11 protein-coding genes, 1 tRNA gene, 1 other RNA gene and 1 pseudogene are annotated in these 12,000 nt (G+C 72.5%); 8 read left to right on the top strand and 6 right to left on the bottom strand.

Features of this window, described 5'->3' with window-relative positions; translation table 11 throughout:
• Positions 1–19: 19 nt before the first annotated feature.
• A complete protein-coding gene (locus PO879_RS14200; protein ID WP_278235516.1) occupies positions 20–1,345 on the top strand; it encodes a solute carrier family 23 protein in 1,326 nt (441 codons plus the stop codon).
• Positions 1,346–1,406: 61 nt separating this feature from the next.
• Here the strand turns inward: PO879_RS14200 and PO879_RS14195 are convergent, their stop codons facing one another.
• Together PO879_RS14195 and PO879_RS14190 are read right to left on the bottom strand one after the other, a co-directional pair.
• Positions 1,407–2,081: a LytR C-terminal domain-containing protein gene (locus tag PO879_RS14195; RefSeq protein ID WP_278235515.1), complete on the bottom strand. Its 675-nt coding sequence runs from the start codon at positions 2,079–2,081 to the stop codon at positions 1,407–1,409.
• A gap of 37 nt (positions 2,082–2,118) precedes the next feature.
• Entirely contained in the window at positions 2,119–2,415 is a 297-nt protein-coding gene (locus tag PO879_RS14190) for a type II toxin-antitoxin system VapB family antitoxin (RefSeq protein ID WP_278235514.1), read from the bottom strand.
• Positions 2,416–2,650: 235 nt separating this feature from the next.
• Here PO879_RS14190 and PO879_RS14185 point away from each other — a divergent pair, with 235 nt between their 5' ends.
• The gene (locus PO879_RS14185) at positions 2,651–3,946 is read left to right on the top strand and encodes a glycoside hydrolase family 6 protein (protein WP_278235513.1); all 1,296 of its coding nucleotides are present in this window, start codon (positions 2,651–2,653) and stop codon (positions 3,944–3,946) included.
• Between the two features lie 13 nt (positions 3,947–3,959).
• Here PO879_RS14185 and PO879_RS14180 read toward each other — a convergent pair whose 3' ends face one another.
• Both PO879_RS14180 and PO879_RS14175 read right to left on the bottom strand, forming a co-directional pair.
• A complete protein-coding gene (locus tag PO879_RS14180) occupies positions 3,960–5,759 on the bottom strand; it encodes a beta-galactosidase family protein (protein ID WP_278235512.1) in 1,800 nt (599 codons plus the stop codon).
• 75 nt (positions 5,760–5,834) lie between these two features.
• Positions 5,835–5,919: transfer RNA gene (locus PO879_RS14175), tRNA-Ser, on the bottom strand.
• Between the two features lie 167 nt (positions 5,920–6,086).
• On the opposite strand from PO879_RS14175, the gene ffs reads away from it, so the two are divergent.
• The 4 genes from ffs (at position 6,087) to PO879_RS14155 (ending at position 9,425) form a co-directional block, all read left to right on the top strand.
• Positions 6,087–6,183, top strand: an RNA gene (gene ffs / locus PO879_RS14170) — signal recognition particle sRNA small type.
• A 399-nt stretch (positions 6,184–6,582) separates the two neighbouring features.
• Positions 6,583–7,470 carry a MetQ/NlpA family ABC transporter substrate-binding protein gene (locus PO879_RS14165; RefSeq protein ID WP_278235511.1) on the top strand — a complete coding sequence of 296 codons (888 nt, stop codon included), beginning with the start codon at positions 6,583–6,585 and terminating at the stop codon, positions 7,468–7,470.
• A gap of 210 nt (positions 7,471–7,680) precedes the next feature.
• Positions 7,681–8,775, top strand: a complete 1,095-nt coding sequence (locus PO879_RS14160; RefSeq protein WP_278235510.1) for an ATP-binding cassette domain-containing protein — start codon at positions 7,681–7,683, stop codon at positions 8,773–8,775.
• Positions 8,772–9,425 carry an ABC transporter permease subunit gene (locus tag PO879_RS14155; protein WP_278235509.1) on the top strand — a complete coding sequence of 218 codons (654 nt, stop codon included), beginning with the start codon at positions 8,772–8,774 and terminating at the stop codon, positions 9,423–9,425. Before PO879_RS14160 ends, PO879_RS14155 begins: the two co-directional genes overlap by 4 nt.
• On the opposite strand, the gene PO879_RS14150 is transcribed toward PO879_RS14155, so the two are convergent.
• On the bottom strand, positions 9,364–10,338 hold the full coding sequence (locus tag PO879_RS14150; protein ID WP_278235508.1) for an EamA family transporter: 975 nt from the start codon (positions 10,336–10,338) through the stop codon (positions 9,364–9,366). The two genes, PO879_RS14155 and PO879_RS14150, sit on opposite strands and share 62 nt — an antisense overlap.
• 79 nt (positions 10,339–10,417) lie before the next feature.
• Here PO879_RS14150 and PO879_RS14145 point away from each other — a divergent pair.
• Positions 10,418–10,540: pseudogene (locus PO879_RS14145) on the top strand (LysR family transcriptional regulator); the annotation flags it as partial.
• A 175-nt stretch (positions 10,541–10,715) separates the two neighbouring features.
• The gene (locus PO879_RS14140; protein WP_278235507.1) at positions 10,716–11,279 is read left to right on the top strand and encodes a LysR substrate-binding domain-containing protein; all 564 of its coding nucleotides are present in this window, start codon (positions 10,716–10,718) and stop codon (positions 11,277–11,279) included.
• A 13-nt stretch (positions 11,280–11,292) separates the two neighbouring features.
• Here PO879_RS14140 and PO879_RS14135 read toward each other — a convergent pair whose 3' ends face one another.
• Positions 11,293–12,000, bottom strand: coding sequence for a rhamnogalacturonan acetylesterase (locus PO879_RS14135; protein WP_278235506.1), 708 nt, complete (start codon positions 11,998–12,000; stop codon positions 11,293–11,295).

Here is a 12,000-nt window from a genome sequence, read left to right as displayed (position 1 = left end):
GGTTCACGAACGGAGCATCATGCAGCTGGGCTGGACGAAGCACGGCGACGGCGCGAGCATCTCCCCGGGAGCGGTCGTCGCGCCGGGCGAACGGCTCACCTGGCCCCGGACGATCGGGGTGGGGCTGCAGCACATCGTCGCGATGTTCGGGGCGACCTTCCTCGTGCCGCTGCTGACCGGGTTCCCGCCGTCGACGACGCTGTTCTTCTCTGCGATCGGGACGATCGGCTTCCTGCTGATCACCGGGAACCGGCTGCCGAGCTACCTGGGGTCGAGCTTCGCGTTCATCGCGCCGATCAGCGCCGCCACGGCCTCGGACGGGCAGGCGGCCGCGATCGGCGGCATCTTCGTCACGGGCGTCCTGCTGGCGGTCGTCGGCGTGGTCGTCCACCTGGCGGGTTCACGGTGGATCGACCTGGTCATGCCGCCGATCGTCACCGGGGTGATCGTGGCCCTCATCGGGCTCAACCTGGCACCGGCCGCCTGGGGCAACTTCCAGGTCGCGCCGGCCACGGCCGTGGTGACCCTGGTCGCGGTCGTGCTGGTCTCGGTGCTGTTCCGCGGCATCCTCGGACGGCTGGCGATCCTCGTCGGCGTCCTCGTCGGGTACGCCTTCGCCGCGGTGCGGGGCGAGGTGGACTTCACCGCGGTGCAGGACGCGAGCTGGTTCGGGGCCCCCACGTTCACCGCCCCGAGCTTCGAGCCGGGCGTGCTCGGCCTGTTCCTCCCCGTGGTGTTCGTCCTGATCGCCGAGAACGTCGGCCACGTGAAGTCGGTCGCGGCGATGACGGGCCAGAACCTCGACGACCGGATGGGCCGGGCGCTGCTGGCGGACGGTGTCGCCACGACCCTGGCCGGCACCGGTGGCGGGTCCGGCACGACGACGTACGCGGAGAACATCGGGGTCATGGCGGCCACGCGCGTCTACTCGACGGCCGCCTACTGGGTGGCCGGGATCGGCGCCCTGCTGCTGTCGTTCTCGCCGAAGTTCGGCGAGGTGATCAACACGGTGCCGCCGGGGGTGCTCGGCGGGGTGACGACCATCCTGTACGGGATGATCGGCGTGCTGGGCTTCCGCATCTGGGTGCAGAACCGCGTCGACTTCGGCGACCCGGTGAACCTTACGACGGCGGCGGTCCCGCTGGTCATCGCCATCGCGAACTACACGTGGGCGGTCGGCGACCTCGCCTTCGAGGGCATCGCCCTCGGTACAGCGGCGGCGCTCGTCCTGTACCACGGGATGCGGTGGATCGGCCGGTGGCGGGGGACGACGCCGGACGTGGCGTCGCCGGCCTCGGCCGCGCCGCCCGCGGAGACGGACGAGACCGCAGACCGGTCGTCCTGAGGCGCTGTCGGCCCGAGGCGCGCTCGGCCGGAGGCGCTATCGGCGCGAGGCGCGGGGCCTCTCAGGCCTCCTCGGAGCTGTCGTCCGCGTTCGGACCCCGCTGGTAGCCGTACTCGCGCGGGATGGGGTCGATCTCCTCGGCCGGGAGGCAGCCGGGCAGGTTGGCCATCGGCTCACCGTTCTCCAGGGGGACCTCCTCGACCGGCAGCGGCTCGCGCCACTCCTGGCCGACGAGCAGGTCGACGAACTCCCCGGGACGGTCGTCCAGCACGAGGCGCACGTCCGCGTACTGCGCGGCGAGCGTGTACGCCTCGCGGATCCCCTTGAGGCCGTAGCGGATCTCGGACCGGCCCTCGATCTCGTAGGTGAAGTCACCCGTGTCGCGGACGTTGAAGCCGCGCTCGGTGAGCACGTCCGCGTTGGCGCCGGCCAGGTTGAAGTTGATGTCGGCAGCGTTGTACACGCGGACGTTGACGTTGTTGTACTGCATCGGCGGGGCGCCGTCCGGCCACCTCTCGTTCACCGGCAGGCAGGCGGGCTCGATGGTCGCCGCGGCGGCGCTCGGCGTGTGGATGGGCTCGCTGAAGGGCGCCTCGATCGTGTCGGTGTAGACGGCGAGCGCTCCCAGGCCCAGGACCACCAGCAGGGCGATGAGGAGACCGAAGACGACGGCCTGCCGTTCGTGCTTGCGGCGGCGACGAGTGACGCGCGCCGGGTCCTGGGCTGGTGAGGTCACGCGAAGAAACTACCTGAGATTCACCGGATCGGGCGGGTCAGCCCACCGTCAGGACACGGGCGTGCAGGATGGGCCGCTGCTGCAGGGCGGCGCGGACGGCCCGGTGCAGGCCGTCCTCCAGGTACAGGATGCCGCGGTACTCGACGACGTGCGCGAAGAGGTCCCCGAAGAACGTCGAGTCCTCGGCGAGCAGGGCGTCGAGGTCCAGAGTGCGCTTGGTGGTGACCAGCTCGTCCAGGCGCACCTGCCGAGGAGGGACGTCCGACCAGTCCATGGATTCCTCGCGCCCGTGGTCGGGGTAGGGGCGCCCGTCGCCCACGGCCTTGAAGATCATGGATGTCATCGTAGGCGCAGCCGACGACACCGTCCGGGAGCACACGTCAAAGGATGGTCACGATGGCGTCACGATACGACCGGCCCGTTTTGTCCGTGGGCGGGTGATTGTGGTCCGCCAGGGGCTCTCTGCCGTTGACGGGAGGAGTGCTGTCGGTCGAACCTGGGAGACGTGATGGTCGTGGGAGCGCTCTCACGACCATCCACGGACAGCAACCGGATCAAAGGAGATCTCCATGTCCCGCCACCTCCGCACCCGCGCGGCCCTGGCCACGGCCGCTCTCGCCGCCACGACCGTCGCGGCGCTCTCCGTCGGACCCGCCCTCGCCGACCCGCCACCCCCCGACGACCCGCGCCTCTGGGTGAACCCCGAGAGCTCGACGCTCGAGCACGTCGCCGAGCTCGGACTCGTGGGGGACGCGCGGGCCGACGCCGTCGCCCTCGCCGCGGTCCCCACGGCGACCTGGTTCACCGGCGGCACGCCGGTCGAGATCAAGCAGGACGTCAAGGACGTCGTCGTGCACGCCCACGCCGCCGACGAGATCCCCGTGCTCGTCGCGTACAACCTGCCGTTCCGGGACTGCGCCCAGTACTCCGCCGGGGGCGCGACGAGCCAGGCCGAGTACGAGGCGTGGATCGACGGGTTCGCCAAGGGGATCGGGAACAAGCAGGCCGTCGTGGTCCTCGAGCCCGACGGGCTCGGCATCATCCCCTGGTACACCACGTTCGAGGGCACGCAGGAGTGGTGCCAGCCCGACGAGGCCGATCCCGAGACCGCCGCGGACGAGCGGTTCGCGATGCTGAACTACGCCGTCGACGCCCTCGGCGAGCTGTCCGGCACGCGGGTCTACCTCGACGCCGGCCACAGCGGGTGGCTCAACGTTGGCGACAACACCGACCGGCTCCTGAAGGCGGGCGTCGAGCGCGCGGACGGCTTCTTCCTCAACGCGTCCAACTACCAGTACACCGCCAACTCCGTGGCGTACGGCCGATGGATCAGCTCGTGCCTCGCGCTGGTCACCGAGGTCGGCGGGGCCCTGGGCGACTGCGGCAACCAGTACTGGAACGGTGGTCCCGCGACCGACTGGCAGGGCGCGGCCATGACGCCCTACGCGCAGTGGACGAGCGGCCCCGTCGACGAGGTGCCGCTGGAGCAGAACACGATCGGGATCGACTCGCGGTACGCCGCCGCCCTCGGCGACGTCGAGCCGAGCGTGTCGTTCGTCGTCGACACCTCCCGCAACGGCCAGGGGCCCTGGGACCCCGCGACGTCGGAGAACACCTACAGCGACCCGGAGGACTGGTGCAATCCGCCCGACCGCGGCCTGGGCGAGCGCCCGACGCTCGACGTCGCCGACCCGCTCGTGGACGGCTACCTGTGGATCAAGGTGCCGGGCGAGTCCGACGGGCAGTGCTTCCGCGGCACCGGCGGCCAGCTCGACCCGGAGCGCGGGATCGTCGACCCGCCGGCCGGGGAGTGGTTCGTCGAGCAGGCCGACGAGCTGATCGACCTGGCGGTCCCGGCGCTCTGAGGGCCGGTGGGTCCTACTCCTCGGTGTGCCCGAGGTCGGGGCCCGGCACGCACCGCACGGTGCGCGTCGTGGCCCCGTGCAGCTCGAGCACGACGATCTCGTTCTCGGCCCGGACCACCGGCCCGGGCAGGTAGAGCGTGCGCGTCGGCCCGGCGTTCCAGTACCGGCCCAGGCAGAAGCTGTTGACCCACACCACGCCCTTGGTCCAGCCGTCGAGGCGCAGGAAGTGGTCGACCCCGGCCTCGCTCGCGAAGGTGCCGCGAGCGAGGGCGGGGCCGGCCAGCGGGCGGCCCGGCGGCGTCACCTCGGACGGCGGCGTGGCACGCAGGGTGTCGGTGACCGCGGTGCGGAGCGCGCCGCCGTCGTCGTCGAACCGCAGCGGCGTGGTCTCCCAGCCGGTGAGCTCACGCGTCGCCGTGCGGACCGGGCCGAGGATGCCCTTGGGCTCCCCGATCCGGGAGCCGTAGTTCACACGGCCCTGGTCCTCGACGAGGAGCGTGAGCTCCCCGGCGCGAGCAGGCAGGGCGGCCGCGTGGATGCCCGCCGTGCGGTCGAGCAGCCCGACGGGTTCGCCGTCGAGCGCGACGAGCGCGCGGTCGCGGACCCCTTGGACGGTGACGACGGCGTCGTCGGCGCGGACCTGCGTCGTGTAGCGCACGAACCCGTCCCACGCTCCGAGGTCGTCGTGGGTCGGCGGGTGCTCGCTCCGGTGCGTGTCACCGAGCAGCCCGACGACGTCGTGGAGCGGGACGGCCCGGTCCAGCGTGACGGCGAGCTGCGGGGCCGGCGGAACCGCGGCGGGCGACTCGGGCGGCACGTCCCGGTGCCGGGCGACGACCTCCTTCAGGAGCCGGTACTTCGCGGTCGGTGCTCCGTGCTCGGCCAGCGGGGCGTCGTAGTCGTAGGACGTGGTGATGGGGCGGTACACGCCCTTGTCGTTGGCGCCGGAGGTGAGGCCGAAGTTCGTGCCGCCGTGGACCATGTACAGGTTCACCGACGCGCCGGCCGAGAGCAGGGCGTCGAGGTCTCGCGCCGTCGCGTCGGGCGCGGTCGTGTGGTGGTGCAGACCCCACGAGTCGAACCAGCCGTTCCAGTACTCCATGCACATCAGGGGCCCGGTGGGCTGGTGGCGGCGCAGCAGGGCGAGCCGTTCGGGGCTGCGGGAGCCGAAGTTCGCCGTCGTGTGCAGCTCGGGCAGGCTGCCGCGGGACAGGTGCTCGTCGTCGGCCTGGTCGGAGGTGAACAGCGGGAGCTCGATCCCGGCGTCGCGCAGCATCCCGGCCAGCGTGCGCAGGTACTCCTGGCGCACCGGGACGGGGTCGTCGCCGTAGGCGCCGTACTCGTTCTCGACCTGCATCATCAGCACCGAGCCGCCCCGGGTGACCTGCCGCGGCGCGACGATCGCGGCCACGGCGCGGTAGTAGTCGCCGATCGCCGCGAGGAAGCGCGGCTCGGCGCGCCGGACGCCGACGGCGGGGTCCGCCAGCAGCCAGGCGGGCAGGCCGCCACCGGTCCACTCGGCGCAGATGTACGGGCCGGGACGCACGATCGCGTGCATCCCCTCGGCGGCGACGAGGTCGAGGAAGCGGGCGAGGTCGCGGCGGCCGTCGGTGCGGAACTCGCCGGGTGCGGGGGAGTGGTGGTTCCACGCCACGTACGTCTCGATGGTGTCGAGCCCCATGAGCCGGGCGGAGCGGATCCGGTCGGCCCACTGGTCGGGGTGCACCCGGAAGTAGTGCAGCGCGCCGCTGACGATCTGCAGGCGCTCGCCGTCGAGCAGGAAGTCTTCGTCGCCGATGTCGAAGCGTGGCATGAACCGATTCAACCATGCGCGGACCGGGAAACGGCGAGGGGCCCGCGCCAATCTGGTGCGGGCCCCTCGGACCGGCGGAGGATGGGGGATTCGAACCCCCGAGGGCGTGAACCCAACACGCTTTCCAAGCGTGCGCCATAGGCCGCTAGGCGAATCCTCCTCGTGGCGCTGCCTGGCGGTCCGATGTGCACATCGGCGCCGGGCAACCCCAGCAGAATAGCGGACGGAGTGCCCAGTCTCCGAATCGGGCCGGTGTGAGGTGCGCGACCCCTCCTGTGGTCCGGGGGCACGGTTTCGAGGTGAGGGCATGTCTCGGTTAGGCTGGGGGCAGACCCCTCGTGCGGCGTCATCTCGCTGAACTCCCCCAGGGCCGGAAGGCAGCAAGGGTAGGTGGGCTCTGGCGGGTGCGCGAGGGGTCCTTTGCTGCCCCGGACCGGTTCGTCGGTCCGATGTGAGCGGCGACTCCATCCCTGCTGACCAGGCATTTCTCGCCAGGCAAGACGCTAGGCGTCCGGATCGCAAGATTTCATGGCCGCGGAGTTGGTGCCGAGCCCCGCCGGATGGTCTTCTCCTCGCATGCACCGCATCGCTCCCGCCGCACCCCGCACCGCGCAGACCACCCTGCGTGGCGTCATGTGCGCCGCCGCGATGCCCGCCACGCGAATGTGCGGTCGCTGACCGACCAGCACTCCGCCGTCGTCCCCCGCTGACGACACCCGGGCCCGTCGTGCGCTGATGGCCGCGACCTGCCACCCCACCTCTCAGCTCCCTGCGCCACGGCGAGACCTGCCGCCGTGCGCGCCCGCCCGGAAGGACCCCTGTCATGACCCTGCGCTCCACCCTGCTCACCACCGGCGCCGCCGTCTCCGTCCTGGCCCTGGCCGCCTGCTCCGGCGACGCCGCCGCGACCGCGAGCGGTACCGCCGAGGACCCCGTCCGCATCGGCGTCGTCTCCGCCGGCGAGGCCTACTGGGACACGTTCGCCGAGGCCGCCGCGGCCGAGGGCATCGAGGTCGAGATCGTGAACTTCTCCGACTACCAGCTCCCCAACCAGGGGCTGTCCGACGGCGACCTCGACCTCAACCAGTTCCAGCACCTGCAGTTCCTCGCCGGCTACAACGTGGCGCGCGGCGACGACCTCACCCCGATCGGCGCCACCGCCGTCTACCCGCTGGGTCTGTACTCGACCGCTCACGCGAGCCTCGAGGAGATCCCGGACGGCGGCCAGGTCGCGATCCCCAATGACGAGACGAACCAGGCGCGGGCGCTGCTCGTGCTGCAGGACGCCGGGCTGCTCACCCTGCGCGACGGCGGGAACTCGTTCTCCACGCCGGCCGACGTGGTCGCCGAGGAGTCCCGCGTGTCGGTGACGCCGGTCGACGCTGCGCAGACCGCGATCGCCCTGGCGGACGTCGACGCCTCGATCATCAACAACGACTTCGTGGGCGACGCCGGCCTGGCCGAGGACGACGCGATCTTCACCGACGACCCGGACTCCGCGGCGGCCGAGCCGTACATCAACGTGTGGGTGGCCCGGTCCGCCGACGCCGAGGACGAGACGCTGGCCCGGCTCGTGGACATCTACCACTCGCCGGAGATCGAGGCCCAGGTCCTCGAGGCCTCCGGCGGCACGGGTGTGATCAAGGACAACGACCCGGCCGACCTGCAGGCGATCCTCGACGACATCGAGACCAACCTCGCCGCCGAGTGATCCCGTCACCCCCGCCGAGGTAAGCGACCTTCTGCCGAGGTAGGCAAGTTCTCCACGAGGTAGGCACCTGTCGCCCGAAGGTTGCCTACCTGAGCGGGAACTTGCCTACCTCGCCGGAGATTCGCCTACCTCGCCGGAGATTCGCCTACCTCGCCGGAGATTCGCCTACCTCGGCGAGAAGGTGCCTACCTCGTCCATGAAAGGAGTGCCGTGAGCGAGCCGATCATCAGCTTCCGCGACGCGGTCAAGGAGTTCCCCGCCGCCCGCGGGCCCCGTCGTCGGCGACGCGGACGACGCGGCGCCCCCGTCCGCGCCGTCGACGGCGTCACGCTCGACGTCGCCGCCGGCGAGATCTTCGGCGTCATCGGCTACTCCGGAGCCGGCAAGTCCACCCTCGTGCGGCTCGTCAACGCCCTGGAGACGACGACGGCGGGTTCCGTCGTCGTCGACGGCACCGACCTGACGGGGCTGAGCGAGGCACGGCTGCGTCCTGTCCGCGCCGGGATCGGCATGATCTTCCAGCAGTTCAACCTGCTGGCCTCCCGGACCGTCGCCGGGAACGTCGCCTACCCGCTGGAGGTCGCCGGCTGGTCGCGCGCCGACCGGCACGCCCGGGTGCGCGAGTTGCTCGACTTCGTCGGCATCGGCGACAAGGCCCACGTCCACCCCGCGCAGCTGTCCGGCGGCCAGAAGCAGCGCGTCGGCATCGCCCGGGCGCTGGCGACCAGCCCCCGGGTCCTGCTGGCGGACGAGGCCACCAGCGCGCTCGACCCGGAGACGACGGCGGACGTGCTCGCCCTGCTGCAGCGCGTCAACCGCGAGCTCGGCATCACGGTCGTGGTGATCACCCACGAGATGGAGGTCGTGCGCTCGATCTGCCACCGGGTCGCCGTCATGGAGGCCGGTCGCGTGGTCGAGCTGGGCGACGCCTACCGGGTGTTCAGCGCACCGCAGCACCCGGTCACGCGCCGGTTCGTCGCCTCGGCGCTGCGGGACGTGCCGTCGCCGGCCGTGCTGGACCGGCTGCGCGAGCGCCATCCCGGCCGGGTCGTCACGGTCCGGATCGACGAGGTGGCCGGGTCGTCCGCGCAGGTCACGCGGGTCCTGGCCGAGCACGGTGTGGACGGCACGATCGTCTACGGCGGCATCACCGAGGTCGCCGAGCGCCCCTACGGCTCGCTCACGCTCGAGCTCGTCGGGGACGACGCCGCGGTGCAGGCCGCGCTGGACGGCCTGCGGGACGCCACGACCGTCGTCGACCACGGCACCGCCACCCGACCCGCCGCCGACAGGAGCGACCGATGAACCCCGACCTCGTGCCCGTGCTGTGGCAGGCGTTCGGCGAGACCGTCTTCATGGTGCTGATCACCCTGGCCGTCGGCGGCGTCTGCGGTCTCGCGCTCGGCCTCGGGCTCTACCTGACGCGGCCCGGCAACCTGCTGGAGCACCGCGGCGTGTTCGCGGTGCTGAACGTGGCCGTCAACGTCGTGCGTCCGATCCCGTTCATCATCTTCCTCGTGGCGCTGGGTCCCGTGACCCGCGCCGTGGTCGGGACGACGATCGGGACCGGGGCGTTCACGTTCGCGATGTGCGTCATGGCGTCGTTCGTTTTCGCGCGGCTGGTGGAGCAGAACCTCGTCTCGATCGACCCCGGCGTCATCGAGGCGGCCCGGGCGATGGGTGCCTCGCCGCTGCGGATCGTGCGCACCGTCGTCGTCCCTGAGGCGCTGTCCCCGCTGATCCTCGGCTACACCTTCCTGTTCGTCGGGGTGCTCGACATGTCCGCGATCGCCGGTTACCTGGGTGCCGGTGGCCTGGGCGACTTCGCCATCGTGTACGGCTACCGGCAGTACGACTGGGCGCTGACGGCGCTGGTCGTGGTGATCATCATCGTCATCGTCCAGCTCGTGCAGTGGCTGGGGAACTCCCTGGCGCGGCGGGCGCTGCGGCGCTGACTCGTCGGCGTCGGGGGACGAGCTGCCCCGCGACCAGCGCCAGCATCGCCAGGCCGAACCCGGCGAGCTGGGCCGGGCCCATCGACTCCCCGAGCACCCCGGCACCGAGGACGGCGGCGGTCAGCGGGGACAGCAGCCCGAGGAACGCCACCGCCACGACGGAGAGCCGGCGGATGCCGGAGAACCACAGCGTGTACGCCACGAGTCCGCCGACGATCCCGAGCCAGAGGTAGCCGCCGAGCGCCGGGGCGTCGATGCCCGCCGGCACCCCGCCCTCGAGCAGCGCGAACGGCACCAGGGCCAGCCCGCCCGCGGTGAGCAGCCACCCGGCGAACCCGGTGGCGCCGACGCCGCGTGGCGGACCCCACCTCTTGGTGAGCGTGACGCCGAGCGCCATGACGCCGGCACCGCCGACGCCCGCGGCGAGACCGACCGGGTCGAGGGCGGCGTCCGGTCCGAGCACGACGAGCCCGACCCCGAGCACCCCGACGACGCCCCAGGCGAGGCGCCACACGGACCACCGGTCGCCGAGGACGACGACGGCCAGGACGGTGGCGACCAGCGGTTGGGCGGCGCCGAGCGTCGCGGCGACCCCGCCGGGCAGGCGTTCGGCGGCGACGAAGAGCAGCGGGAAGAAGGCCCCGATGTTCAGCACGCCGAGGACCGCCGCCCGCCACCACCAGGATCCGCGCGGCAGGGTCCGCGCGATCGCGAGGGCGAGCAGCCCGGCGGGCAGTGCGCGCGCGGCGGCGGCGAACAGTGGGTGACCCGGAGGGAGCAGCTCGGTGGTCACCAGGTAGGTGGTGCCCCACACGACCGGTGTGATCGCGGTCAGGGCGATCGTGCCGCCGTGCGCCGCGGCCGGAGGGTGAGGAGGCGCCGTCGCGGGTGACGCCGGAGCGGTGGTGGTCATGGATCCACGGTGCGGTGCCACGTACTCATGAGTCCAACACATGCTTGTCATGTCATCGATCGTGGATGACGATTGATCGATGGAGCTCCAGCAGATGCGCTACGTCCTGGCCGTCGCGGAGACGGGCAGCTTCACCCGGGCCGCCGAGCGGTGCTTCGTGGTGCAGTCCGCGCTGAGCCACCAGGTGGCCGCGCTGGAGCGCGAGCTCGGGGTGCGGCTGTTCGCCCGCACGAGCCGCCGGGTCGAGATCACCGCGGCGGGAGGCTTTCCTGCCGTCGGCGCGACGCGCGCTGGAGGCGGCGGACCGGGCGGGCGCCGACGCCGCCGCTGCTGTCGGCCAGGTCCGCGGCACGTTGCGGCTCGGCATCATCCCGTCGGTGACCGCGTTCGACGTGCCGGCGGTCCTGCGACGCTTCCGCGAGGCGCACCCGCAGGTCGGGGTGTCGCTGCGGGTGGACTCCAGCGTCGAGCTCGTGGCCGCGGTGCGGGCGGGCGAGACCGACGTCGCGGTGCTGGGGCTGGCGCAGGGTGAGCCGCCGTCGGGCGTCCGGCACCGCGAGCTCGTCCGCGAGCGGCTGGTGGCGGCCGTCGCGTCGGACCACCCGCTCGCGGGGCGTCAGCGGACCGGCCTCGCGCGGCTCGCTGACGAGACCTTCGCGGACTTCCCGACCGGGTCGCCGGGCCGGGCGCAGAGCGACCGGGCGTTCTCCGCGGCCGGCCTGCGGCGCGAGGTGGCCTTCGAGGTGCCGACCACCGACCTGCTCCTCGGACTGGTCCGCGAGGGCCTCGCCGTGGCGATGCTGTCCGAGCCGCTGGTGGCGGGGGCCGACGGCGTGACCGCCGTCCGCGTCACGCGCGGCCCGCAGCGGGTCCAGTACGTCGTGTGCGACGACCTCAACCCGAGCCCGGCGGCGCTGGCGTTCCTGGCCCTCGTGCCGTGACGTCGCCCGGGGGTCACCCCCGCGCGGCGATCTCCAGCCCCACGGGCGTCTCGGCGTCGTGCACTCCGTCGAGCGAGACCAGCGCCTCGGCGACGTACTGCGCCACGTACCGCGCGCCGGCCGTCGTGAAGTGGGTGTTGTCCTGCTGCATGGCCTCCGGCACCTCGAGACCGGCCGCGGCGGCTGCGCCGTGCGGGAACAGCGCGGCCGAGGCCTCGACGCCGAGCCACGTGTACAGCCAGCGCGTGAACACCGTCAGCTCGATGAGCGGGACGTCCCGATCGGCGGCCAGGGCCCGCACGGTCGCCGGGTAGGCGCCGTGGGACCAGCGCAGCGAACCGTCGTCGGCGAACCACCGGCGCTCGACGCTCGTGGCGAGGACCGGTCGGGCCCCGAGCGCCCGCACCTCGGTGACGAACTCGTCGAGCCGACGCCGGTACCCGCCGTCCGCGGCGAGCTCGTCGGGCTCCTTCTGGTCGTTGTGCCCGAACTGGATGATCACGGTGTCCCCGGGGCGGATCGCCTCGACCACGCGCGCCCAGTGGCCCTCCTCGCGGAAGGACCTCGTCGTGGCCCCGCCGATCGCGGCGTTGTGCACGTCGTCCGCGACGAGCGGGACGAGCTCGTCCCCCCAGCCCAGCAGCGGGATCTCCGGGCGGCCCGAGGTGGCGCCGTGGTCGGTGGGGGCGACGGTCGAGTCGCCGGCGAGATGGATCGTCAT

Origin of the sequence: Isoptericola sp. AK164 (assembly GCF_029643425.1) — a bacterium.
GTDB classification, from domain to species: Bacteria; Actinomycetota; Actinomycetes; order Actinomycetales; family Cellulomonadaceae; genus Isoptericola; species Isoptericola haloaureus.
The sequence above is the reverse complement of the archived record's forward strand: the minus strand, read 5'-3'. Positions and strand labels throughout refer to the sequence as shown.

Excerpts from the sequence above, each read along its gene's own strand:
- PO879_RS14190 (WP_278235514.1), bottom strand. The coding sequence starts at position 2,415 with ATGATCTTCAAGGCCGTGGGCGACGGGCGCCCCTACCCCGACCACGGG.
- PO879_RS14165 (WP_278235511.1), top strand. The coding sequence starts at position 6,583 with ATGACCCTGCGCTCCACCCTGCTCACCACCGGCGCCGCCGTCTCCGTC.
- PO879_RS14185 (WP_278235513.1), top strand. The coding sequence starts at position 2,651 with ATGTCCCGCCACCTCCGCACCCGCGCGGCCCTGGCCACGGCCGCTCTC.
- PO879_RS14155 (WP_278235509.1), top strand. The coding sequence starts at position 8,772 with ATGAACCCCGACCTCGTGCCCGTGCTGTGGCAGGCGTTCGGCGAGACC.
- PO879_RS14135 (WP_278235506.1), bottom strand. The coding sequence starts at position 12,000 with ATGACGATCCATCTCGCCGGCGACTCGACCGTCGCCCCCACCGACCAC.
- PO879_RS14150 (WP_278235508.1), bottom strand. The coding sequence starts at position 10,338 with ATGACCACCACCGCTCCGGCGTCACCCGCGACGGCGCCTCCTCACCCT.
- PO879_RS14200 (WP_278235516.1), top strand. The coding sequence starts at position 20 with ATGCAGCTGGGCTGGACGAAGCACGGCGACGGCGCGAGCATCTCCCCG.
- PO879_RS14180 (WP_278235512.1), bottom strand. The coding sequence starts at position 5,759 with ATGCCACGCTTCGACATCGGCGACGAAGACTTCCTGCTCGACGGCGAG.